The sequence below is a fragment of the Bradyrhizobium sp. USDA 10063 genome, assembly GCF_054063735.1.
Map to the genome: position 1 here is coordinate 1,342,316 of NZ_JBSSGP010000002.1, position 24,376 is coordinate 1,366,691.

21 protein-coding genes and 1 pseudogene are annotated in these 24,376 nt (G+C 63.7%); 3 read left to right on the plus strand and 19 right to left on the minus strand.

Going from position 1 to position 24,376, the window contains the following annotated elements:
- Positions 1-18 precede the first annotated feature (18 nt).
- The 13 genes and pseudogenes from bamA to ACVJGD_RS08335 all read right to left on the minus strand — a co-directional run bounded on the left by bamA (position 19) and on the right by ACVJGD_RS08335 (position 15,794).
- Complete coding sequence (gene bamA, locus ACVJGD_RS08275) at positions 19-2,598, minus strand: outer membrane protein assembly factor BamA (RefSeq protein WP_456633892.1); 2,580 nt, start codon at positions 2,596-2,598, stop codon at positions 19-21.
- Positions 2,599-2,773: 175 nt separating this feature from the next.
- Positions 2,774-3,925 carry an RIP metalloprotease RseP gene (rseP, locus tag ACVJGD_RS08280; RefSeq protein ID WP_456633893.1) on the minus strand — a complete coding sequence of 384 codons (1,152 nt, stop codon included), beginning with the start codon at positions 3,923-3,925 and terminating at the stop codon, positions 2,774-2,776.
- 42 nt (positions 3,926-3,967) lie between these two features.
- Positions 3,968-5,191 (minus strand): 1-deoxy-D-xylulose-5-phosphate reductoisomerase, encoded by a 1,224-nt coding sequence (gene dxr / locus ACVJGD_RS08285; RefSeq protein ID WP_456633894.1) that lies wholly within the window; start codon positions 5,189-5,191, stop codon positions 3,968-3,970.
- 4 nt (positions 5,192-5,195) lie between these two features.
- Positions 5,196-6,044: a phosphatidate cytidylyltransferase gene (locus tag ACVJGD_RS08290; protein ID WP_456633895.1), complete on the minus strand. Its 849-nt coding sequence runs from the start codon at positions 6,042-6,044 to the stop codon at positions 5,196-5,198.
- Positions 6,041-6,799, minus strand: a complete 759-nt coding sequence (locus ACVJGD_RS08295) for an isoprenyl transferase (protein ID WP_456633896.1) — start codon at positions 6,797-6,799, stop codon at positions 6,041-6,043. The genes ACVJGD_RS08290 and ACVJGD_RS08295 overlap by 4 nt, the downstream gene beginning before the upstream one ends.
- 14 nt (positions 6,800-6,813) lie before the next feature.
- Positions 6,814-7,377 carry a ribosome recycling factor gene (gene frr / locus ACVJGD_RS08300; protein WP_456633897.1) on the minus strand — a complete coding sequence of 188 codons (564 nt, stop codon included), beginning with the start codon at positions 7,375-7,377 and terminating at the stop codon, positions 6,814-6,816.
- Positions 7,378-7,530: 153 nt separating this feature from the next.
- Positions 7,531-8,248 (minus strand): annotated as a pseudogene (gene pyrH, locus ACVJGD_RS08305) (UMP kinase).
- A 72-nt stretch (positions 8,249-8,320) separates the two neighbouring features.
- Positions 8,321-9,244, minus strand: coding sequence for a translation elongation factor Ts (gene tsf, locus ACVJGD_RS08310; RefSeq protein WP_456633898.1), 924 nt, complete (start codon positions 9,242-9,244; stop codon positions 8,321-8,323).
- A 126-nt stretch (positions 9,245-9,370) separates the two neighbouring features.
- A complete protein-coding gene (locus ACVJGD_RS08315; RefSeq protein WP_456633899.1) occupies positions 9,371-10,369 on the minus strand; it encodes a 30S ribosomal protein S2 in 999 nt (332 codons plus the stop codon).
- Positions 10,370-10,541: 172 nt separating this feature from the next.
- Positions 10,542-10,829 carry a type II toxin-antitoxin system RelE/ParE family toxin gene (locus tag ACVJGD_RS08320; RefSeq protein WP_456633900.1) on the minus strand — a complete coding sequence of 96 codons (288 nt, stop codon included), beginning with the start codon at positions 10,827-10,829 and terminating at the stop codon, positions 10,542-10,544.
- Positions 10,826-11,092 (minus strand): CopG family ribbon-helix-helix protein, encoded by a 267-nt coding sequence (locus tag ACVJGD_RS08325; RefSeq protein ID WP_456633901.1) that lies wholly within the window; start codon positions 11,090-11,092, stop codon positions 10,826-10,828. Before ACVJGD_RS08325 ends, ACVJGD_RS08320 begins: the two co-directional genes overlap by 4 nt.
- Before the next feature lie 64 nt (positions 11,093-11,156).
- Positions 11,157-14,603 carry a DNA polymerase III subunit alpha gene (gene dnaE / locus ACVJGD_RS08330; RefSeq protein ID WP_456633902.1) on the minus strand — a complete coding sequence of 1,149 codons (3,447 nt, stop codon included), beginning with the start codon at positions 14,601-14,603 and terminating at the stop codon, positions 11,157-11,159.
- 444 nt (positions 14,604-15,047) lie between these two features.
- Positions 15,048-15,794 (minus strand): outer membrane protein, encoded by a 747-nt coding sequence (locus tag ACVJGD_RS08335; protein WP_456633903.1) that lies wholly within the window; start codon positions 15,792-15,794, stop codon positions 15,048-15,050.
- 294 nt (positions 15,795-16,088) lie between these two features.
- Here ACVJGD_RS08335 and ACVJGD_RS08340 point away from each other — a divergent pair, with 294 nt between their 5' ends.
- Positions 16,089-16,385, plus strand: a complete 297-nt coding sequence (locus ACVJGD_RS08340; RefSeq protein ID WP_456633904.1) for a DUF3551 domain-containing protein — start codon at positions 16,089-16,091, stop codon at positions 16,383-16,385.
- Between the two features lie 139 nt (positions 16,386-16,524).
- Positions 16,525-16,812, plus strand: coding sequence for a DUF3551 domain-containing protein (locus ACVJGD_RS08345; RefSeq protein ID WP_456633905.1), 288 nt, complete (start codon positions 16,525-16,527; stop codon positions 16,810-16,812).
- Positions 16,813-16,815: 3 nt separating this feature from the next.
- On the opposite strand, the gene ACVJGD_RS08350 is transcribed toward ACVJGD_RS08345, so the two are convergent.
- The 3 genes from ACVJGD_RS08350 to proS all read right to left on the minus strand — a co-directional run bounded on the left by ACVJGD_RS08350 (position 16,816) and on the right by proS (position 20,196).
- On the minus strand, positions 16,816-17,514 hold the full coding sequence (locus tag ACVJGD_RS08350) for an ABC transporter ATP-binding protein (protein WP_456633906.1): 699 nt from the start codon (positions 17,512-17,514) through the stop codon (positions 16,816-16,818).
- 8 nt (positions 17,515-17,522) lie between these two features.
- Complete coding sequence (locus ACVJGD_RS08355; RefSeq protein ID WP_456633907.1) at positions 17,523-18,803, minus strand: lipoprotein-releasing ABC transporter permease subunit; 1,281 nt, start codon at positions 18,801-18,803, stop codon at positions 17,523-17,525.
- Between the two features lie 73 nt (positions 18,804-18,876).
- Positions 18,877-20,196 (minus strand): proline--tRNA ligase, encoded by a 1,320-nt coding sequence (gene proS / locus ACVJGD_RS08360; RefSeq protein WP_456633908.1) that lies wholly within the window; start codon positions 20,194-20,196, stop codon positions 18,877-18,879.
- Positions 20,197-20,480: 284 nt separating this feature from the next.
- Between proS and ACVJGD_RS08365 the strand changes: the two genes are divergently transcribed.
- Positions 20,481-21,656: an IS110 family RNA-guided transposase gene (locus tag ACVJGD_RS08365; protein ID WP_456632918.1), complete on the plus strand. Its 1,176-nt coding sequence runs from the start codon at positions 20,481-20,483 to the stop codon at positions 21,654-21,656.
- Positions 21,657-22,086: 430 nt separating this feature from the next.
- Here ACVJGD_RS08365 and ACVJGD_RS08370 read toward each other — a convergent pair whose 3' ends face one another.
- Genes ACVJGD_RS08370 through ACVJGD_RS08380 form a run of 3 tightly spaced genes read right to left on the minus strand, consistent with a single transcriptional unit; the run spans position 22,087 to position 24,375 of the window.
- Entirely contained in the window at positions 22,087-22,617 is a 531-nt protein-coding gene (locus tag ACVJGD_RS08370; RefSeq protein ID WP_456633909.1) for a copper chaperone PCu(A)C, read from the minus strand.
- A gap of 31 nt (positions 22,618-22,648) precedes the next feature.
- Positions 22,649-23,152, minus strand: a complete 504-nt coding sequence (locus tag ACVJGD_RS08375) for a TlpA family protein disulfide reductase (protein ID WP_456633910.1) — start codon at positions 23,150-23,152, stop codon at positions 22,649-22,651.
- Positions 23,149-24,375, minus strand: coding sequence for a sialidase family protein (locus tag ACVJGD_RS08380; RefSeq protein ID WP_456633911.1), 1,227 nt, complete (start codon positions 24,373-24,375; stop codon positions 23,149-23,151). The genes ACVJGD_RS08375 and ACVJGD_RS08380 overlap by 4 nt, the downstream gene beginning before the upstream one ends.
- Between the last annotated feature and the right edge of the window lies 1 nt (position 24,376).

Genomic DNA, 24,376 nt, shown 5'->3' on the forward strand with positions numbered 1-24,376 from the left:
TGCGGCCGACGATCGCGCTTAGAACGATGTTCCGCCGCCAAACTTGAATTCCTGCACGCGATCAAACTGACCCTTGGTAAGCGGGATCGCATAGTCGAAGCGCAGCGGACCGAACGGCGAGGCCCAGATCAGGCCGACACCGACTGAGGTGCGGACGACGTTGCCATTATCATACTGCAGTCCGAGGCAGGTACCAGGATTGGACGGGACCACCCCGTTGCCAACGGTTGGCGGAATGCAGCCCGGCAAGTTGACTTCGCCCGTCTCCGCCCACGATGTCGGCCCCTTGTAGTCAAACAGACCGCCGGCGTCGGCATAGATCGAACCCTTGAGCCCGACCTCCTTCGGCAGGAACCAGAATGGCATCTGCAGTTCCGCCGACACGCCCCAGTACTTGGTGCCGCCGAGCGCGTCCATCGTGCCGAACGGATTGATGTCGCGTGGACCGATGCCGTTCGGAGCGAAACCGCGGACCAGGTTCGGACCCATCTGGAAGTGGTCGAGCATGCGGATCTGATCGTTGCCAATCTGGTTGAGAATGCCGCCCTGAGCATGGATCAGGCCGACGATATCGGCGACCAGCGGGGTGTAGTACTTCACGTCGATCGCGGTCTTGATATAGCTGACGTCGCCACCGACGCCGGCAAAGTCCTGCTTGAAGTCGACCAGAAGGCCGTCAGTCGGGTTCTTGTTGTTATCGAGCGTGTTGTAGTTGAGCGAGTAGCCGAGCGCCGAAGTGAGCGTCTTGCCACCCTGCAGCTCCTTGCGGACCGGCAGCGATGCTTCGCCGTCGCTATAGCACCACAGACCGAGACCCGAGGCGTCGGTGGCGCTCTGGCCCCCAGCCGTCGCTGTGCCTCCCGCAGGAATTCCGTTCAGTTGCGCGAAGGCCGGCGATGGGTTGAACGCGAGCAGGCCGTTGTTGGGATTGTTGTTACAGTTCGCGAGCTGGAACGGCAGGCTGATCTTCTGCTGATAGATCGAGTAACGGAGCTGCAACGCGAGGTCTTCACGCAGGCTGAAGCCTAGCCGCGGGCTGAAGCCGAGCGTCTCGGTGCCGTACGAAATATAGCTGTTGGCGAGTTGCTGGCGCTGGTACAGGTCGAGGCCGAGCGCCACGCGATAGTCGAGCAAATACGGCTCGACAAACGACAGCGAGTAGCCGCGCGCATATTGTCCGTAGGTCACGGACGCCTTCGCGAACAGACCTCGCCCCAGGAAGTTGCGTTCCGAGATGCTGACTTCGGCGAGCGCACCGTCGGTGGTCGAATAGCCGCCCGAGACCGAGAAGTCGCCGGTCGACTTCTCCTCGAGATCGACGATCAGGATCACGCGGTCGCTGGAGGAGCCCGGCTCGGTGACGATCTTCACGCTCTTGAAGAAGTCGAGGTTCTTCAGCCGCCGCTCGGCGCGGTCGACCAAAGCGCGGTTGTAGGCGTCGCCTTCGGAAATATCGAACTCGCGGCGGATCACGTAGTCGCGGGTGCGGGTATTGCCGCGGATATTGATGCGCTCGATATAGGTTCGCGGACCCTCGTCCACGGCGAACACGATCGAGACCGTGTGATTCTCGAAATTGCGATCGCCGCGCGGCCGCACGACGGCGAAGGCATAGCCGCGCCGCGACGCCTCGATCTGCATTTCCTCGACGGATTTCTCGAGCGCCTCGGCGTTGTACAGCGAACCGACGGAAACGCGCGAGAACGAGCTCAGCGAGTTCGGATCCAGCGTCGCGATCGAGGACTGGTAGCTGACGGACGCCACCCGATACTGCTGTCCCTCCTCGATCTTGAAGGTGACGAGGAAGCCCTTCTTCTCGGGATCGTATTCGGTCAGCGCGGCCACCACCTGAACATCGGCGAAGCCATGCTTGAGGTAGAAGCGGCGAATCAGGTCGCGGTCGGCCTCGACGCGATCGGGATCGTAGGTGTCGGAGCCGCCAAGGAAGCTCAGCAGGTTCGATTCGCGGGTCTTGATGACGTCGCGCAGGCGGTAAGACGAATAGTAATTGTTGCCGATGAACTCGATCGACCGCACACCGGTCTTCGGGCCTTCGGTGATGGTGAAGATCAGGTCGACGCGGTTGTTCGGCTGCTCGATGATCTCCGGGTTGACGCGCACGTCATAGCGGCCCGAACGGCGGTAGATTTCCGCGATGCGCTGGGCGTCGGACTGCACCATCGGACGCGAGAAGGTACCGCGCGGCTTGGACTGGATTTCCGCCGAAAGCTGGTCATCCTTGACCTTCTTGTTGCCCTCGAAAGCGATGCGGCCGATCACGGGGTTTTCGACCACGGTGACGACGATCCGGCCGCCGGTGGGGGTGATTCGGACGTCCTGGAACAGCCCGGTCTCGATCAGCGCCTTCAGGCCATCGTCGATGTCGGCCTGGCTCAAGCGCCCGCCCGGACCCGGCTTGAAATAGGAGCGGATGGTCTCGACCTCGACACGGCGGTTCCCCTCCACCGTGATTGAATCCACCGTCTGGGCGGCAGCAGGCGCAGACACAAGCATAGCCGCCAGCGAGGCAGCCACCGGCACAGCGAACATGATCAGGGTGGCAAGTAGTGCCCCCCTCACTCGCATTCCAACAATCATGCGCACCGCGCCCTTATCATTCCACTGCCGGCCCGTTCCCCAACGGTCCGACAGATTCCCAACCTTACTGCTCAGCTTGTAGCCAATTTTGCCATGGCGGCAAACGATTGGCGGCCGTGCAATTCCATTTTCATTCCAAGACGTTGCCGTTAGGCAACGCCACAAAAAAGCCGTTTCACGATGCCGCGAGATGGAGGATGTCGTTGTAGGTCGCAAACACCATCAGCATTAGCACCAGAGCGAGGCCGATTCGGAACCCCATTTCCTGCGCGCGTTCGGACAGCGGCCGGCCGCGGATCGCCTCCACCGCATAGAACAGGAGGTGGCCGCCATCCAGCAGCGGCACCGGGAACAAGTTCAGGAGCCCGATCGAGATCGAGAGCACGGCGGCAAGGTGAATCAGCGCGGCGAGGCCGATGCTGGCGACCTGACCCGAGATTCGCGCAATCCCGAGCGGCCCGCCGACCTGGTTTGCGGCCTCGCGGCCGGTGAAGACACCGCCGATATAAGAGAGCGTCCGGTCGACCACGAACCAGGTCTCCTTGACCCCGAGCCAGAGCGCGGTAGCGGGATCGACCCGCTCGGTCACGGCCTCGCCCGGCGCGGTGGCGCGGGTGATTCCGAGAATGCCCTGCCGGTGGGTGTTCCCGAAGGGATCCTTGATGTCGCGAAGTTCGGGCGTCGCCTGCAACTGGATCGTGGAGCCGCTGCGCTTGACAGTGAAAGTGAGCCGGTCGCCACCGTGGATGCTGACGATGCGCTGCATGTCCGAGAAGCTGCCGATCGCGGTTCCGTCGATCGCGGTGATCACGTCGCCGACCTGGAACCCGGCCGCCGCCGCGGCACTCCCCTGCTCGACCTTGTCAACCTGCGCCGTGGTGCTCGGCTTGCCGAAGAAGGTGAACAGGCAGGTGAAGATCACGATCGCCAGGATGAAATTGGCGATCGGCCCGGCCGCGACGATCGCTGCGCGCGGCCCGACCTTCTTGTGATGGAAGCTGCCCTTGCGCTCCTCCGCGGTCATGGCCGCGAGGGACTCGGTTGAAGGCGTGGAGGCCTCACTTTCGTCGCCGAAGAATTTGACATAGCCGCCGAGGGGGATCGCGGAGAGCTTCCAGCGCGTGCCGTGGCGGTCGTTGAAGCCGAACAGTTCCGGTCCGAAGCCCAGCGAGAAGGTTAACACCTTCACGCCGGCCCAGCGGGCGACCAGGAAATGGCCGAGCTCGTGGAAGAAGACGACGATGGTCAGGACGAACAGGAAGGGAACCACGTAACCGATGAGCCCGTGGCCCAACGTATTGAAACTATGCAAGAAAAACTCGGTCATTCAGTTCCCCTCGACCAGGGCCGGAGGCCCCGTTCCAACCCTCTAGGATGCCTTTAAGGCAATTTGAGGCAATAGGGAGGCAGCCCTATTTCTGGCGTTATGGTCAACGGAAATCGCATCATCGGCCGATGTCAGAGGCGCCAGATTGCCGGACCTGATCCAGTCGTTCAGGGTCGCCTCCACCAGACGCGCGATCGCGCCGAACTTGATCTTGCCGGCGATGAAGGCGGCAACCGCCACCTCATTGGCTGCATTGTATACCGTGGTCGCGCCCCCGCCGGTCCTTAACGATTCGTAAGCCAGCCGGAGCCCCGGGAACCGCTCGAAATCCGGCGCCTCGAAGGTCAACTGGCCGATCTTGGCCAGGTCGAGCTTTGCCGACGGCCCGACGATGCGATCGGGCCAGCCGAGGCAGTGCGCGATCGGGATGCGCATGTCGGGGGTACCGAGCTGCGCGACCACCGAACGGTCCGAGAATTCCACCATGCCATGGATGATCGACTGCGGGTGCACCAGCACGTCGATCTGGTCCGGCGCCAGCGCGAACAGATAGGAAGCCTCGATCACCTCGAGCCCCTTGTTCATCATCGAGGCCGAGTCGATGGTGATCTTCTGGCCCATGCTCCAGTTCGGATGCTTCAGCGCCTGCTCTAAAGTCGCCTGCTCGATATCGGCCGGCGCCCAGGTGCGGAACGGCCCACCGGAGGCGGTGATGATCACCCGCACCAGCTCCTCGCGGTTGCCGGAGCTCAGCGCCTGAAACAGCGCGTTATGCTCGGAATCCGCTGGCAGGATGCAGGCGCCCGCCTTCAGCGCACGCTGCATGAAGAAATCGCCGGCGCAGACCAGACACTCCTTGTTGGCGAGCGCGACCGCCGCCCCGCGATCGACCGCCGCTAGCGCCGGCTTCAGGCCCGCCGCGCCACTCACAGCCGCCATCACCCAATCGGCGGGCCGCGCAGCAGCCTCGATGATCGCGCTTTCGCCGGCGCCGCACTCGATCCGGGTGCCCGCCAGCGCGTCCTTCAATTCGGACAGCTTGCTCGGATCGGCCACCGCCGCAAATCGCGCGTTGAATTCCCGGGCGAGCTTGGCGAGTGCCTGCACATTGCCATTGGCGGTCAGCGCCTCGACGCGGAAACGATCGCGCGCACCGCGCAGCAGGTCCATGGTGCTGTCGCCGATCGAGCCGGTGGCGCCCAGCACGGTCACGGTGCGGACCGCGGATGCCGCGGCCTTGTTGTTTCGCAATGGGACAGCGCTCATTTCCTCACCAAACCATAAGACCGCGGCCGACGCCATCCGCGCCGCCCCGCAAGAAGCCGAAAATTGCGGCGACGGCAACCGCGGCGACGAATCCGTCCAGCCGGTCCATCAGCCCGCCATGGCCGGGAATGAGATGGCTGGAATCCTTCACGCCGAACCGCCGCTTCACCGCGGATTCGAAGAGATCGCCGAACTGGGAAATCACCGACAGCACCGCGCCCAGGACCAGCAGCGGCGCAACCGGGCCGAGGCCGAACGCTGCAAAGCCCGCCGCGACGACAAGGCTACCCACAAAGCCGCCAAGCGCGCCAGCCCAGGTCTTCTTCGGGCTGACCCGCGGCCAGAGTTTTGGGCCGCCGATGCTGCGGCCGGCGAAATAGCCGCCGATGTCGGTCGCCCAGACGACCAACAGCACGAACATCAGCGCCACAAACCCTTCGTCAGGATCCCGCCGCAGCAGAACCGATGCGACTTCCGCAACGGCGGCATAGCAGAATCCGGCTATCGTCCACTGACGTTGCTCGGGTGAAATCACGGTAATCGCGATCAGCCCGATCGCCAGCACCGATAGCGAGACGTCAAGCCGCCCTGCCCCAAGACAGAGTCCCGCAGCCGCCAGCGCGATCACACCGGCCACGGTCACGCGCAGCCTGCGTCCGACTCCGACGATCATCAGCCATTCGACATAGAGGCCGACCGCGGCGAGCGTAACCAGGAGAGTCCAGAGAAAGCCGCCGGCATAGGCGATTGCAATCGCGACCGGCGCCAGCACCAGCGCCGCGATCACGCGCATCAGGAGATTGCGCGATGGCGGCTCGCTCGTTGCCGCGGGTGCGGCTTTATCTTGGGTCACGATGCGGTTTTCGCAGCCAGGCCACCGAAGCGGCGCTCGCGTCTGGCATATTCGGCGACCGCGCTCTCCAACGCCGCCTTGTCGAAGTCCGGCCAGTGGATCGGCACGAACACGAGCTCGCTATAGGCCGCCTGCCACATCAGGAAATTCGACAACCGCTGCTCGCCGCTGGTGCGGATGATCAGATCGGGATCGGGAATGTCGGGGGCGTCGAGATATTGCCCGAGCGTGTCAGCGTCGATCGATGCGGGATCGCGCTTTCCTTCCGCGACCTCCTGCGCCAGCCGCCGCGCGGCGCCGGCGATCTCCTGGCGCGAGCCATAGTTGAAGGCGACGACGAGATTGAGCTTGGTGTTTTCCCTGGTGAGCTCTTCGGCTTCGTTGAGCAGCGCGCAGATGTCAGGATCCAGCCCCTCGCGCTCGCCGATGACGCGCACCCTCACCCCGTCGCGGTGCAGCGTTGCCAGATCGTTGCGGATGAAGCGGCGCAGGAGGCCGAAGAGATCGCCGATCTCGGTCGCCGGGCGGGACCAGTTTTCGGACGAGAACGAGAAGATGGTGAGATAGAGGATGCCGAGCTCGTGCGAGGCGCGCACCACGCGGCGCAGCGCCTCCACGCCGCGCCGATGTCCCTCCGCACGCGGCAGGCCCCGTGCCGCCGCCCAGCGCCCGTTGCCGTCCATGATGATGGCCACATGCAACGGACTGCCGGTTCGATCCGGTCCGGCAGTTGCAGGTGCAGGGGCGTTCGACATCGGCGCTGTCCAAATCAGACGGTCAGGATTTCCTTTTCCTTGGCCGCCAGCAACTGATCGATTTCGGCGATCACGCCGTCGGTCGCCTTCTGCACCTCGGCGGCGAGCCGCTCCTGATCGTCCTCGGAGATCTCGTGGTTCTTCTCGAGCTTCTTGACGATGTCGAGCCCGTCGCGGCGGACATGGCGGACCGCAACCTTGGCCGCTTCAGCATATTTATGCGCGACCTTGACGAGCTCCTTGCGACGCTCGGCGTTGAGTTCGGGAATACGCAGCCGCAACACCTGGCCTTCGGTCGCGGGCGAGAGGCCCAGATTGGAATCGACGATCGCCTTCTCCACCGCCTTGACCATCGACTTGTCCCAGACCTGCACCGAGAGCAGCCGCGGCTCGGGCACGCTGACAGTGGCAAGCTGGTTCAGCGGCATGTGCGAGCCGTAGGCCTCGACCTGCACCGGCTCGAGCATTGACGCTGCGGCACGGCCGGTGCGAAGGCCGCCCAGTTCGTGCTTGAGGGACTGGGTCGCGCCCTGCATGCGGCGCTTCAATTCGTTGATGTCAAAACCAGGCGTGGGCATGACGTTCTCCCCTTCCTCTGGAGCATGGGCCGATCAGGCTGGATCGGATCATGATCTCATGTCTTCGCTTGGGCATGATCTCATCGGAAAACCGGTTCCCGCTTTTCCGGATCATGCCCTGGAAACCAACCGCCATGCCGCGACGCCTAGGCGTCAGCCGGCGACAACCGTACCGTGGCCCGCGCCGCGCAGGATGGCGCCGATCGAGCCAGGCTCGGCGATCGAAAATACGATGATAGGCAGCGACGTCTCGCGGGCAAGCGCGAATGCAGTCGCGTCCATGACCTTGTAACCGCCCGCAATCGCCTGCGAATGCGTCAGGCGATCGAAACGCTTGGCCGACGGGTCCTTCTTGGGATCGGCACTGTAGACGCCGTCGACATTGGTGGCCTTCAGGACCGCATCCGCACCGATCTCGGCCGCGCGCAGGACCGCGGTGGTATCCGTGGTGAAGAACGGATTGCCGGTTCCGCCGCCGAGCAGGATGATCTTGCCCTCGGCGAGGTATTTGTGCGCCGCACTGCGGGTGAACAATTCGGAGATCTCCGGCATCACGAAGGCCGACAGCGTCCGCGCCGGCGTCCCCTTGCGTTCGATCGCCGATTCCAGCGCGAGGCAGTTCATCACGGTCGCCAGCATGCCCATGGTGTCGCCGGTGGTGCGGGATACGCCATGGGAGGACACCTGCACGCCGCGCACCATGTTGCCGCCGCCGACCACGACCGCAACTTCGGTCCCGAGATGGCGCGCCGCGATCAGGTCGTCGGCGATGCGGTCGATGGTGGGCTGGTCGATGCCGAAGGATTGGCTGCCGGCGAGGTATTCCGCCCGAAAGCTTGATCACCACGCGACGATAGACCGGCTCAGCCATGATCGCTTCCTCAAATCCCGCGCAAGCAGGTCCCGGCGCGCGATGGGCGCCGGAACCGTCCGATCCCCGCGGTTACTTCTTGCCGCTGGCCGCCGCGACTTCGGCTGCGAAATCGGATTCCTGCTTCTCGATTCCCTCGCCGAGAGCATAGCGCACAAAACCGGCGACCTTCACCGGCCCGCCGACCTTACCCTCAGCTTCCTTGAGCGCCTGCGCCACGGACTTTCCGCTATCGTGGATGAAAGCCTGCTCCAGCAGGCAGACTTCCTTGTAGAAGGTCTTCAGGCCGGACTCGACGATCTTCTCGATCACGTTCTCCGGCTTGCCCTGCTGACGGTACTTGTCGGCGAGCACGTCCTTCTCGCGCCTGACGACGTCAGGATCGAGCCCGGCGGGATCGATCGCCTGCGGGTTGGCGGCGGCGACATGCATGGCGAGCTGGCGGCCGAGCGCGGCAAGCTCATCGGCCTTGCCGGCCGATTCCAGCGCCACGATCACGCCCATCTTGCCGGCGCCCTCGGTGACGGCGTTGTGGATGTAGCTCGACACCACGCCCTTGCCGACCTCGAGCGCAGCCGCGCGGCGCAGCGTCATGTTCTCGCCGATGGTCGCGATGGCGTCGTTGATGGCAGCCTCGACCGTGACGGCGCCGATCTTGGCCGCCTTGATCTTCTCGACGTCGGCGCCGACGTCGAGCGCGACCTGGGCGATCATCTTGACGAGGCCCTGGAATTGCTCGTTGCGCGCAACGAAGTCGGTCTCGGAATTGACCTCGACGACGACACCCTTGGTGCCCTTGGTCAGGGCGCCGATCAGGCCCTCGGCGGCAACGCGGCCGGCCTTCTTGGCGGCCTTCGACAGGCCCTTCTTACGCAGCCAGTCCTGCGCGGCCTGCATGTCGCCGGCGGTCTCGGTCAGCGCCGCCTTGCAATCCATCATTCCCGCGCCGGTCGACTCGCGCAGGTCCTTGACCATCGCTGCTGTGATCGTTGCCATCGTTGAATTCCTTCTTGCCTGTGAAGCGCTGCGGCGCCGTTAAGGCGCCGCCGCCAGCGACAGGAAATGCCTTGATCTGGGAATTGAAGCGCTGGCCGGAAAGGTCCGGCCAGGCTGCCGTTCGCGTTATTCCGCTTCCGCGGTGAGCGCCTTGGCCTGAGCGACCCAGGCGTCGGCACGGCTCGGCAGACCGACCTCTTCGCCGATCTTGTGCGCGGTATCGTGATCGAGCTCGGCGAGCTGCCAGTAGTGGAAGATGCCGAGATCGTTGAGCTTCTTCTCGATCGTGCCGGACACACCGGTGAGCTTCTTGAGGTTGTCGGCGGTGCCGCGCGGCCCCGGCAGGCCCTGGAAGCCGGTCGCCGCCGTGGTCGCCGGGAGCTCTTCCTGTACCGGCTGGACGGAAGCGCCGACATCGATGCCGGCATCGCCCTGCGCGCGCGAAATACCGTCGATCGCGGCCCGCGCGACCAGGTCGCAATAGAGCGAAATCGCCCGGCCGGCGTCGTCATTGCCCGGCACCACATAGGTGATGCCCTTCGGATCCGAATTGGTATCGACGATCGCGGCGACGGGGATGTTGAGCCGCTGCGCTTCCTGGATCGCGATGTCTTCCTTGTTGGTGTCGATCACGAAGATCATGTCGGGCAGGCCGCCCATGTCCTTGATGCCGCCGAGCGAACGGTCGAGCTTGTCGCGCTCGCGCTGCAGCGTCAGCCGCTCCTTCTTGGTGTAGGAATTGGCTTCGCCTGACGAGAGCACCTCGTCCAGATGACGCAGCCGCTTGATCGAGGCCGAGATCGTCTTCCAGTTGGTCAGCGTACCGCCGAGCCAGCGCGAATTGACGAAATACTGCGCCGAGCGCTTCGCCGCGTCCGCGACGCCATCCTGCGCCTGCCGCTTGGTGCCGACGAACAGGATGCGGCCGCCCTTGGCGACGGTATCGCTGACCGCCTGCAATGCACGATGCAGCATCGGCACGGTCTGGGCGAGATCGATGATATGGATGTTGTTGCGGGCGCCGAAAATGTACTCCGCCATTTTCGGGTTCCAGCGGTGGGCCTGGTGGCCAAAGTGCACGCCAGCTTCCAAAAGCTGACGCATGGTGAAATCGGGTAGCGACATCGTCTTGATTCTCCGGTTGGTTCCTCCGGAAACGTGTGAGCAAGCGAGCCTTCTCGGCCCGGCTGCCACCGGACGGCCTTCTAGAGCCATGTTTCCGTGTGAGATGGCGCGCTATATAGCGCGATTTCCGCCAGAAGCAAGGAAATATGGGCGGATTGGGGGGCTCCCCCTTCTAAAGGGTCTCGGGCCACCGCCGGGCGCCGTGAAGTACCCGCAAAACCTGAACTGTCTGGCCCGCCACCCGATAGGGCACAATATACGGCGTCTTCGAAATCACCAGTTCTCGCGTTCCCGGAACCCGGCCCGGCCTTCCCATTTCGGGATTATCGGATAGCAGCATCTCCACATTGTGCATGATGTGGAGCACGATACGCTTCGCCGCCGCTGGGCTGCTCTGTTCAATATAGGCTCGTATCGCGATCAGGTCCTCGACAGCTTCAGGGGACCAAACGGCGCTCATGTCCGCTTGGGAAACGGCCTTTCTTTGCCGCTACCCCACGATGTCACCCAGTCTTTGACCTCTTCGTGCGAAATTCCCTCGCCGCGATCCAGTGACGCGATCGCTCGCTTTATACCCGCAACCTGCCATTCGTTGATGTCGAGATACTCGTTGATCGCCTCGGCGGCGAGAAAGGAACGGCTGCGCCCGGTGCTCTTGGCCAGCTTTTCCAGCCGCTTCTTTGCCGCGGAATCTACGCGCACTGTGAATGTGGTAGAGGCCATATCTCACCCAATGTACCAGCTTGTGTACAAATAAGCATAGCCTGCCCGATCCGCAATACGGCGCTCATAGCGTCTCGACCATCTCGACACCCGTCACCGCCTTGATGGCGCCGGCGATCTGCGGGGACACCTGGAAGCGGCCTTCAAGCTTGAATTCGACCTCGGTCTCCAGATCGAGCCGCAGCACCAGCGCGATATCGCCACCGGTGCCATTACCTGGCTGCAGGCGCTTGGCGATCGAGTCCAGCGGCTTGGTGTCGCGCAGGAAGATGCGCAGACCCTTTTGCGTCTTGGCGGCCGCGGCATCGAGCGGCTCGGCATGCAGCACGCGGGCGCGGACGTCCTCGCCCTGCAGTTCGGCGCCGAGTTGCAACAGCACGGCAGCCCCCGGCTCCAGCACGTCGCGGTATTGCGCGAGCCCTTCCGAAAACAGCACCGCTTCGAAATGGCCGGTGGGGTCGGACAGGCCCATGATGCCCATCTTGTTGCCGGTCTTGGTGCGCCGCTCCATGCGCGACACCACGGTTGCCGCGACCTTGCCCGCGGTCGCACCGGTTTTCACCGCGCGCGAAAACTCGGCCCAGGACTGCACCCGGAGCCGCTTCAAGGCTGTGGCGTAGTCGTCGAGCGGGTGGCCCGAGAGGAAGAAGCCGATGGCGTCATATTCGCGTCGCAGCCGATCCGCCGGCAGCCACGGCTCGACCTGCGGCAGTACGATGCTCGGCGCGTCCGAAAGTCCGCCGAACATATCGTTCTGGCCCGATGTCGCCGCCTCATGGCTACGCTGGCAGGCAGCGAGGATCACGTCCGCACCGGCGAAGACGCGAGTCCGGTTCGGCTCGAGCGAGTCAAAGGCGCCGGCGGCGGCGAGACTTTCGATGATGCGCTTGTTGATCGCGCGGGGGCTCACGCGCGCGGCAAAATCGGCCAGCGACGTGAAGGCGCCCTTGCGCCGCTCCTCCACGATCTGCTCGACCGCCTGCAGACCGACGCCTTTCAGCGCGGCCAATGCATAGTAGATGGTGTTGCTGCCGACCTCGAAGGTTGCGCCGGAGCGGTTGATGTCGGGCGGTTCGACCTTGATGCCGAGCCGCTGTGCCTCGGAACGGAATTCGGAGAGCTTGTCCGTGTTGTTGAGTTCGAGCGTCATCGACGCCGCCAGGAACTCCACCGGATAATGCGCCTTCATATAGGCGGTTTGATAGGACACCAGCGCGTAGGCCGCGGCGTGGCTCTTGTTGAAACCGTAGTCGGCGAACTTGGCGAGCAGTTCGAAGATCGTCTCCGCCTGCCCTTTCGGCACGCCATTCTTGACTGCGCCGGCGACGAAGATCTCGCGCTGCTTCTCCATCTCGGCGCGGATCTTCTTACCCATGGCGCGGCGCAGCAGGTCGGCTTGGCCGAGCGTATAGCCTGCCATCTGCTGCGCGATCTGCATCACCTGCTCCTGGTAGATGATGACGCCGAACGTCTCTTTCAGGATCGGCTCCAGGATCGGATGCAGATATTCCGGTTCTTCGTCGCCGTGCTTGCGCGCGCAATAGGTCGGGATGTTGGCCATCGGGCCGGGGCGATAGAGCGCCACCAGGGCGATGATGTCCTCGAAACGGTCCGGCCGCATGTCGATCAGCGCCCGCCGCATGCCCTGGCTTTCAACCTGGAACACGCCGACCACATCGCCCCGCGCCAGCATCTGATAGCTTTCGGCGTCGTCGATCGGCAGCGTCGCCAGATCGACATGCTCATTGCGCTGCTTGAGCAGTCTCACGGCGACATCAAGCACCGTCAGCGTCTTCAGGCCGAGGAAGTCGAACTTCACAAGCCCCGCCGGCTCGACCCATTTCATATTGAACTGGGTCACCGGCATGTCGGATTTGGGGTCTCGGTAGAGCGGCACGAGTTCGCTCAAGGGGCGGTCGCCGATCACGATGCCGGCGGCATGGGTCGAAGCGTGCCGGGTCAGACCTTCCAGGCGTTGCGCAATGTCGAAGGCGCGCGCAACCACAGGATCCTCGTCGCGGAAAGCCTGCAGCTTGGGCTCGCCCTCGATCGCCTGCGCCAGCGTCACCGGCGCGGCGGGATTTTGCGGCACCAGTTTTGTCAGCTTGTCGACCTGGCCATAGGGCATCTGCAGCACCCGGCCGACGTCGCGCAGCACGCCGCGCGCCTGCAGCGTGCCGAAGGTGATGATCTGCGCCACCTGATCGCGGCCGTAGCGCTCCTGCACATAGGAGATCACCTCGCCGCGGCGATCCTGGCAGAAGTCGATGTCGAAGTCCGGCATCGATACGCGTTCCGGATTGAGGAAGCGCTCGAACAGGAGGCCGAATCGGATCGGATCGAGATCGGTGATGGTCAGCGCCCAGGCGACCAGCGAGCCCGCGCCCGAGCCGCGGCCCGGCCCGACCGGAATGTCGTGGGCCTTCGCCCATTTGATGAAGTCGGAGACGATCAGGAAGTAGCCCGCATAGTTCATGCGGTTGATGACATCGATCTCGAAGGCGAGACGCTTCTGATAGTCCTCTTCCGTAGTGCCCGGCGACAAGCCATGGACCTTAAGACGCCTCGCGAGCCCCTCCTCGGCCTGTCGATTCAGCTCCGCGGCCTCTTCGCTTGCCGCATCGGAGGCCGATCCGGCACCGACGGTGAAGCGCGGCAAGATTGGCTTGCGCGTCTTCGGCCGGAACGAGCAGCGCTCGGCGATCTCGACCGTCGACGCCAGGGCTTCCGGAATATCGGCAAACAGCACCGCCATCTCGGCGCGGGTCTTGAAACGGTGGTCGGGCGTGAGCTGCTCGCGATCGGTCTCCGCGATCAGCCGGCCGCCCGCAATGCACAGCAGCGCGTCGTGGGCCTCGTAGTCGTCGGTGCTCGCGAAATAGGGCTCGTTGGTCGCGACCAGCGGCAGGCCCTTGGTATAGGCGAGATCGATCAGGCCTGTCTCGGTGCGGCGCTCCTTGTCGACGCCGTGGCGCTGCAGCTCGATATAGAGACGGTCACCGAACAGGCTTGCCAGGCGCTCGCAACGCGTGGCGGCGAGGCTCGCGTGATCGGCCGCCAGCGCAAGCGCGAGCGGGCCGTCCGGACCGCCGGTCAAAGCGATCAGGTCCTCGGCATCGTCCTTGAGCCAGTCGAACTTGATATGCGGCAATTGGTGAACGGGCGTCTCCAGGAACGCCCGCGAGTTCAACCGCATCAGGCTGCGATAGCCGTCTTCACGCGCGGCGAGCAGCACGATTCGGGCCGGAGCGCCGGCGAGCGCGCTGCGCGAATTCGGATCGACATCGCCGAAATCGACCGCGAGCTCACAGCCGACGATGGGCTGGATGCCATAGCCGGCCATCTTGTCGGAAAATTCCAGCGCACCGAACATGTTGTCGGTGTCGGTCAGCGCGAGCGCCGGCTGGCGGTCCGCTTTGGCAAGCTCGCCGAGCTTGGCGATCTTGATCGAACCCTTCAGCAGCGAATAGGCCGAATGAACGTGAAGATGAACGAATCCGGCACTGGGCATGGTGCTTCGAGGCTTTCGCGCGTCAGGGGGTTAGAGCGATTCTCGGGCCGACTGCCCGACTCGCTCCATAATGGTGGTGCCTCGGTCGCGCGAAGTCTACGCGCAACGCGTACTCTCCACACGGAGCCCGGCTTTTCCCCAAACCGTCTCCCAAGCCGTCCCGCCGACCGCCCTCGCTTAGAACTGGGGAATCAGTTGCGCCCAGACCGCAATCATCCCAATGAACAGGGTGATCGATGCTAACGCGGCGGCCTCTTCCACGAAGATCTTCAACATCGCCCGTCTCCCTCGACTAGAACGTATAGAGAACATTGTTCTCATTTTGTTCTTTGAGTCAAGGGCACCGGCTGCCGCGATCTCCCGATGGTTAATCCTGCAGGTGAATAAAAAAAAGCCCCGGGCGATTGCCCGGGGCTGATTGTGCCGCGTTGGTCTTCGCGAAAATCAGTACTTCGCGATGAGCGGAGCGCCGCCGAAGCCGAACTTGTAGTTCACGCGGACGGTGACGAGGTCGACGTCCTGCTTGATGTCGTCGATACGCGTGACGCCGAAGGCCGGGTTCACGAACGTGTTGCTCTCGGTGTCCATGAACAGATGGTTGTATTCGACGCCGGCCGACCAACCGGGAGCGAAGGCGAATTCGAGGCCGGCGCCGACGCTGCCGCCCCAACGGGTCTTCTCGACGCTGTCGGCGACCACGCCGAGGAGCAAGCCCTCATGCTTGCTGTTGGTGACCGCAGCACCGCCCTTCACGTAGAGCAGCACGTTGTTCCAGGCGTAACCGACCTGGCCGGTGATCAGGCCGAAGGCGTCGATCTTGGTGCGGTTGGTGGCAATCAGAGCAAGGCTGGCGTTGGAGCCGCTGAAGTCGGCCCAGTTGCCCTGGCCTTCAACACCGAACACCCAGTTGCCGGCCTGCCAGCGATAGCCGAGCTGGCCACCGACCGTGCCGCCGGTCGCATCATGGGAACCCTCGCTGACGCCAAAACCGAAGGCAGAGGTGTTGGTCCAGTCGTTGCGGCTCGAGCCCCAGCCGCCGTTGACGCCGATGTAGAAGCCGCTCCAGTCATAGATGGTCGCAACCACCGGCGGAGCCTTGGTGTAAGGACGCGCAGCGAGATCCGCAGCCATCGCCGGCGCAGCGGCGCCGATGGCGACCAAGCTCGCCGTAACAAGCAAAACCTTTTTCATTTTTATTTCCCGTTCCAGATGTGATGACCCCAAGGTCTTCACGCGCCTGAATAACAGGGTTCCGCAAAATTGCTGTAACTTGGCTGCAACAGATGTGACGAAACGATTCTGACGAAAATGTGAGTTAATGTTGTATTACTTATACTTAGATCGAAGAGCGTACCGCTCGACTGCCACAGAAAAATCACAGTTCAGCCTTCGCGACACTCCGTGTGTTGCATATTTGTTTGACGTCCTCTCGGTTGTACGGCTTGGATCGGGTGACGAGCGAAGGGCTGCGATTAAGGAGAAGAGATGCGCAACGTGATCCTGGTTTTGTCCGCGGCCGCCGCGATCGGCGCCCTCGGAACCGCGCCGGCCACAGCGGTGGGCACACGCTATCCATTCTGCATCCAGGGGAGCGAACAGCCCGGACTCAGCAACTGCACCTTCACGAGCTACGAACAGTGCCAGGCCACCGCCTCCGGGCGCTTCCTGTATTGCATTCCCAATCCCTTCTATGCGGGCGGCGGCAACGGTCGGCGGGCTTCGCGCCGGCCTCCTCCTCCGCCCCCGTCTGAGATTCCTTTCTTCGAGCCCTTCAACGATTGAGCCGGAACACGCCCTCCGCTGCGCCAGACCAAATGATCGGCGCGGGAACGTGACTTGACGGTCGCGCCCGCGAATACTCTGTTTTGAGCGGGGTTAGCGATTGGGGGACGGAATAGTCGCCCCACCGCGGGAGGAACTGATGCGCATTCCGATATTGGCGATCATAGCCCTTGCGACGGTCGCGGCGGCACCGTCCGCCGGCGCGCAGACCTATGATCCGAACTATCCTGTCTGCCTGCATGTCTACGGCCCCGTCAACTATTACGAATGCGGTTACACCTCGCTGCCCCAATGCGCGCTATCGGCGTCGGGTCGCGCCGCCCAGTGCGTAGTCAATCCCTACGTGGCCAATGGCTACCCTTACGCGGCCAACGCCTACGTCGACCCGTCACCGCGGCGTCACAAACGATATCGCCACGTCTACTGAGCCTTAATCGAGCTCGACCACCTGCCCGTTCGCCAGCGACACGCGGCGGTCCATCCGGGCGGCGAGGTCCATGTTGTGGGTCGCGATCAGCATCGCGACCCGCGTCGCCTTCACCAATTGCATCAGCGCGTTGAAGACGTGGTCGGCGGTCTGCGGATCGAGATTGCCGGTCGGCTCGTCGGCGAGCAGCGCCCGTGGCGCGTTCGCAACCGCGCGCGCAATGGCGACCCGCTGCTGCTCGCCGCCGGAGAGCTCGGCCGGCCGATGCTTGATGCGGTCGCTGAGGCCGAGATACGACAATATCTCGGTCGAGCGCTTCACGGTCTCGGAACGTTTGAGGCCGCGGATCATCTGCGGCAGCATCACGTTCTCCAGCGCGGAGAACTCCGGCAACAGCCGGTGCGACTGGTAGACGAAGCCGATATCGGTGCGGCGGATCTGGGTGCGGTCGATATCCGACATTTGCGAGGTCGGCGTGCCCCCGACATAGACCTCGCCGTCATCGGGCGTCTCGAGCAGGCCCGCGATGTGCAGGAGCGTCGATTTGCCCGAGCCGGACGGCGCCACCAGCGCCACCGACTGTCCCGGCCACAACGCCAGCTTGGCGCCGTTCAGGATCGTCAGCGTCGCCTCGCCCTGCCGGTACTGGCGCTTGATATCGTGGAGATAGATGACCGGCACATCTTCCGCCCCCTCCGCCATCTCAGCCCTCACTCGTAACGCAGCGCTTCGACGGGATCGAGCCGCGCGGCCCGCCACGACGGATAAAGCGTCGCCAGGAACGACAGCGTCAGCGCCATGATGACGACGGCCGTGGTTTCGCCGAAATCGATCTCGGCCGGCAGTTTCGACAGGAAGTAGAGTGTCGGGTCGAACAATTCGGTGTTGGTGAGCCAGGACAGGAACTGCCGGATCGATTCGATGTTCAGGCAGATCAGCATGCCCACGAGGAAGCCGACGATGGTGCCGACGACGCCGATCGAGGCGCCCGTGATCAGGAAGATGCGCATGATCGATCCCTGTGAAGCGCCCATCGTGCGCAGGATCGCGATGTCCTGTCCCTTGTCCTTCACCAGCATGATCAGGCCGGAGACGATGTTGAGCGCCGCGACCAGCACGATCATGGTCAGGATCAGGAACATCACGTTGCGCTCGACCTGCAGCGCGTTGAAGAAGGTCGAGTTGCGCTGCCGCCAGTCGACCAGGAACACCGGCCGTCCCGCCGCTTCCGTGACGGTCTTGCGAAACGTGTCGATGCGATCGGGATTGGTGGTGAATATCTCGATCGCGGTGACGTCGTTGTTGCGGTTGAAATAGGCCTGCGATTCCGCAAGCGGCATGAACACGAAACCCGCGTCATACTCCGACATGCCGATCTCGAACACCGCCGCGATCTTGTAGGGTTTTATGCGCGGCGTCGTACCCATCGGCGTCACCGCCCCGCGCGGGGCTACCAGCGTGATACTGTCGCCGGCATGCAGCGACAATTGATCGGCAAGGCGGCGGCCGATCGCGACCCCCTGCCCTTCGTCGAAATTCTCGAGGCTGCCCTGTTTGATGTTCCGCGCGATCGAGAACAGGTTGTTCAGATCTTCCGCCCGCATGCCGCGCACGAGCACGCCGGAGGCATTGAAGGCGGAGGACGCCAGCGCCTGGCCGTCCACCACCGGCGCCGCAAGCCGGACGCCATCCACCTGGCTGATGCGCTCGGCGACATCCTTCCAGTCGGTCAATGGCGATTCCAGCGGCTGGACCAGGAGATGGCCATTGAGACCGAGGATCTTGTCGAGCAGTTCCTTGCGGAAGCCGTTCATCACAGCCATCACCACGATCAGCGTGGCGACGCCGAGCATGATGCCAAGAAAGGAAAAGCCGGCGATGACGGAAATGAAACCTTCCCTGCGACGCGCCCGCAAGTAACGTCCGGACAGCAGCCATTCGAAGGGCGCAAAAGGCGGGGTGCGGACTTTCTCGGTCATGGCCTCATCCATGTGTCGATAATCCCATGATTCGGGCCAAATGTGGCCGGACTGGCCAACCGCACGCGGATGCGGTGGATAAACGCTATCCCGCGATCTTCACAAGCGCGTCGTCGAGCGCAAGATTTTCGCGCACGCCGTCGCTGCGCCGCTTGATCTCGACCTTGCCTTCGGCAAGCCCCTTCGGGCCGACCAGGATCTGCCAGGGGATGCCGATCAGGTCGGCGGCGGCGAATTTCGCGCCGGCGCGCTGATCGGTATCGTCATAGAGCACGTCGACGCCCTTGGCCTTCAGATCCGCGTAGAGCTTCTCACAGGCCGCATCGACGGCGGCATCGCCCTGCTTCAGGTTCAGGATCGCCGCCCTGAACGGCGCAACCGCTTCCGGCCATTTGATGCCGGCCTCGTCGTGACAGGCCTCGATGATGGCGCCGACCAGCCGCGAGACGCCGACGCCGTAGGAGCCGCCATGGATCGGCACTTCCGCGCCATCGGGACCTGCGACCAGCGCCTTCATGGTGTCGGAATATTTGGTGCCGAAATAGAAGATCTGGCCGACCTCGATGCCGCGGGTACGCACCCGCTTGTCATCAGGCACCTCGCGCTCGAAACGCGCGGCATCATGGACGTCCTCGGTCGCGGCATAGACCGACGTCCACTGCCTGATGATCGGAGTGAGATCGCCGTCGTAGTCGACGTCATCGGGCGGGATCGGCAAATCGAGCACGTCGCTGTTGCAGAAGACAGCGGACTCGCCGGTCTCCGCCAGCACGATGAATTCGTGGCTCAGGTCGCCGCCGATCGGTCCGGTCTCGGCGCGCATCGGGATCGCCTTCAGCCCCATCCGCGCAAACGTGCGCAGGTAAGCGACGAACATCTTGTTGTAGGCGCGCCGCGCGCCAGCCTCGTCGAGATCGAAGGAATAGGCGTCCTTCATCAGGAATTCGCGGCCGCGCATCACGCCGAAGCGCGGGCGCTGCTCGTCGCGGAACTTCCACTGGATGTGGTAGAGATTGAGCGGCAGGTTCTTGTACGACTTCACGTAGGCACGGAAGATTTCCGTGATCATTTCCTCGTTGGTCGGCCCATAGAGCAACTCGCGCTTGTGGCGGTCGGTGATGCGCAGCATTTCCGGGCCATAGGCGTCGTAACGGCCGCTCTCGCGCCAGAGGTCGGCGAGTTGCAGGGTCGGCATCAACAGTTCCAGCGCGCCGGCGCGGTTCTGCTCCTCGCGCACGATCTGCTCGATCTTCTGCAAGACCTTGAAGCCGAGCGGCAGCCAGGCATAGATGCCGGCGGCCTCCTGCCGGATCATGCCGGCGCGCAGCATCAGGCGATGCGAGACGATCTCCGCCTCTTTCGGGTTCTCTTTCAGGATCGGCAGGAAAAACCGCGACAATCGCATGGGCGCACTCAGGAATCAGTTTGAGGAGGCAAGAGGAACGCAGTGAAACCGGATCGGGTGCGAAAACACAAGGCCGGGAGCTACGAAAAAGCCGCCAAATAAGCCGATTTGCAGGCATTGCGCCGATTTGTAATGAGATCGGCGGGGTGGGGCAAACCTTACCGGCCTGTCACCTCCCGCCCCTGAGCTTATACTCTAGGCCGACCTGTGTAGATTCCATGGGGCGGTGAGCGCGCCCTTTCCGGTAGGTTTGGGTTTCCACACTCGAACCATCGGAGAGTCTGATGCAAGCATTGACCAAGAACACGCCCACCGCCGGGCATTGTGGCACGATTTTCGTTGCGATCGAACTGAGTCAGAAGACGTGGCTGGTGACGCTGCACAGTCCGGATCGGGACCGGATATCGCGCCACAAGCTGGAAGGCGGCGATCACGCCGGGCTGCTGGCGCTGATCGAGCAGGTCAAGGCCCGGGCGACTGCGAAGCTTGGAGCGGCGCCGCGGGTGGTGAGCTGCTACGAGGCTGGCTATGACGGCTTCTGGCTGCACCGGCTGCTCGCGGCGGCTGGGATCACCAACTTCATCTTCGACCCGGCGAGCATCGCGGTGGAGCAACGGGCGCGGCGGGCGAAGACAGACCGGATCGATGGCGAGCTTCTGCTGCGCACCTTGATGGCTCATTTGCGAGGCGAGCCGCGGGTGGTGCGGATCGTCCGGGTGCCGAGCGTGGCCGAGGAGGACGCCCGGCGCGCCAGCCGCGAACGCGAACGACTGGTGAAGGAGCAGACGGGGCACACCAACCGGATCAAGGCGCTGCTGCGCCTGTTGGGCATGGCGGCCGGCACCTTGCGACGACGGACCTGGCTCGCCTGGCTGGAGCAGCAGCGGGACTGGCAAGGGCAGCCGCTGCCGCCGCAGCTTCTGGCCGAAGTGAAGCGCGAGCATGCCCGGCTGATGCTGGTGCGCGACCAGCTCAAGGCGCTGGAGCAGGCCCAAGTCGCTACAGAAGTCGCGGCAGAAGTCGCGGCGGAAGCCGCCGCGGCGCCGGCGCCGATGGCGAAGCGACGGGATCAGTTGCAGCAGCTCAAGGCGCTCGGCCCGGCGTTTGCCGCGACGCTGGTGAACGAGGTGTTCTACAAGGACTTCCGCAACCGGCGCGAGGTCGCCAGCTATTGCGGATTGGCGCCCAGTCCCTGGCAAAGCGGCAGCATCGATCGCGAGCAGGGGATCAGCAAGGCCGGCAACCGGCGCGCCCGCCACAAGACGATCGAACTGGCCTGGCTCTGGCTGCGCCATCAGCCGGACAGCGCGCTCAGCCGCTGGTTCCGCACCCGCACCGAAAACGCCGGCAAGCGCGCCAAGCGCATCGCCATCGTCGCGCTGGCGCGCAAGCTGATCGTGGCGCTGTGGCGCTATCTCACCACCGGCCTTGTTCCGGAGCAGGCCGTGATGAAGGCCTAGCACCGGACCACGCCACCAGGGCGAGGCGGCTCCGCGCCGCGCGCCCCGTACAGGATGGATGATGACCGTGCCACCCAGGGGCCCAACCAGGCCGCTTTGTAGATGGGTCTCATCCTCTTGGCTTCCTCGCCGCAAGCATGCGGAATGTGGGTACGGATCAGCCGATCCGACCGGATATGAGGTGATGCAGTGAGCTGCAGAAATCTTCGGAAGCCAATCCTCGCCCGGGGCCCGGTCGTCGCGCTGCGCTACGCATGGCTCCGCGCGCCGCCCTCTCACTGCAAAAACCCAACCCGCACCGGTTCAAGAGCCTTGACTCACAAAGCCCCATATGAGGGTGGGCAAAGCGAAGCGTGCCCACCATCAACATTCCCCGCTCGTAGCGGTGGGCACGCTTCGCTTTGCCCACCCGACAACTGTCACCCCGGCCTCACATTTTGCCGCCGGAATGATCGTGCGATTTCTGCATCTCCATGTGACCGCCATGGCCGCCGCTAGGGGCCTGCGCGCCGACGGCCTGCACGTCGAGCGACAGCGTCACCTTGCCCGCCTTCTCGAATTCGAGGGTGACCGGCACCTTGTCACCCTGCTTCAGCGGATTCTTCAGATCGAACATCATGAGGTGATAGCCGCCCGGCGCGAGCTTGACGGTCTTGCCCGGCTCGATCACGAGGCCCTTGTCCAATGGGCGCATCTTCATCACGCCGTCCTCCGTCGCCATCTCATGCACCTCGAGCTTGCCGGCGATGTCGCCGGAGCCCCCGACCAGCCGGTCCGGCGACGAGCCCTTGTTCTCGATCGTGAGATAGCCGCCGGCAACCTTCGCGCCGCTCGGCGTTGCCCGGCTCCAGGCCTGGCTGATGACGAGATCGCCGGCCTTGATGTCTTCAGCATGCACCGGGACACCGAGCAGGATGACCAGGAGCGGAGCGAGCGTAATGATGGAAGAAAGTCTTTTCATGTTGTTCTATCCCGTATTCCAGATTGGCTTGTTATCTTGATCCCGTCGTCCCGGCCTGTCCCTGTGCCCATTTGTCGAGCTCCGTCATTTCGGCCGATCCTTCGATCGTGGTGATCGCGCCGCCGCGCGCGATCAGCATCGTGCGCGGAATATCGCCCTGCCAGGCCGGGTCGATTTCAAATCGCAGCCGATCGGCGAAGCCATCGCTGAACATCCAGTTCTCGGCCGCGGAGAGCCCGGCCTTTTGCAGCATCGATTGCGTCGCCTCCGGCAGATTGGGCACCAGGTCCGCACTGATCGTGACCACATCGATTCCAGGATGATCCTTCATGAACTTGCCGAGCTGGGGTAACTCGACCTTGCATGGACCACAGGTCACGCCCCAGAAATGAACCAGGGTGGGACGACCGGCGTGTGAACGCACAATCTGCTGCCAGCTTCCACGTTCGAATGGCTTGAGCTCGGCATCCTCCGCGGCCGTTGTGGCGGACAACGTCCCCAACAGAAATACCGCGGCAAGCAGTTCGCGTTTCATGGCTCACCCTCAATTGGTTGGAGACGGTATCCATCGGCCTTCGTCATCCAGGAGAGATAGACTCGCCTGCTGTCTGAGACGAGCAGCGGATGGTCGGAACTATCCGTCGTGCTGGCGATGACCCTGGATGTCGACCAGTTCGCTCCATCATCCCGTGACGTCATCAGCTTGACCTCGGTCTTCTCACCGTCGAACTCCTTCCAGACCATCATAAGCCCATTCGGTCCGGCGATGACCTGGGGCCGCGACGGGCTTCGGTTCGGCTCGCCGATCGGCAGCGGATCCGAGAAGGTCTTTCCCGCGTCCGTCGATCGCGCATAGAACAGTCCCTTACGCACCTTGCCGTTCGTGTACCAGGCGACATGATAGGTTCCATTCGCCGAGATGGACAGGCTCGGTCCGTGATGCGGACAAGCCGCGATCTGCCAGTCATCCCGGCTAACGCGGTGGACCTCGCCCGGCGACGCCGCATCCGAGAAGGTGACGACGGCATGATCGCGGACACCGCCTTCGAAGATGTTCCTGAACACGATGACCGGATGGCCGGCACCATCCAGGGCCAGGCCGAGACGACAACATTCGCAAGTGTTGTCGGCCACGAGCCGCGCGTCGGAGTAAGTCGAACCGCCATCTTTCGATGTCGCGAAGAACAGGCCCGCGCCATCGTAGGGCTTGCCGTTCTGCCGCGCCGGCACGCGGTTGCGCTTGTCGAGCCAGGCCGCGAACACGGTGCCGTCAGGCTCGAACGCAATGGCCCCGAAGCGCTGGCTCTCGTTATCAGCGGTGATCGGACGCAACGGAGCAAAGCTCTTTCCGCCATCGGTCGATTGCGTCGTGAGCACCTGGCCGTTGAAGGCCTTGTCCCTGAAGATCGAGAACGCCAGCGCAATCCGCCCCTTGCCATCGATGGCGATTTTCGGACGGGCATCCGGTCCCCAGTCCAGGTTCAGGTTCTCGCGCGTGACCTGCACCGGCGAAGAGAAGGTCTTTCCTTCGTCCTTCGAGCTTGCAACAGATATCTGGCCGCCGGCCATCCAGACCAGCCAGAGCGTGCCGCCCGGACCGAACGCGGGCGTGACCTTGCTCGCGCAGCGGAGGAGCGTCTCCTCGCACGCGGCTTCCGACGCGTGCTGATGGTTCATCTGGGCGAATGAGCCGCCGAGCCAAAGCGTAAAGACGGCCGCGATGGCGGCAGCGCCGAGAACAGGTCGGGCGTCCCTCATG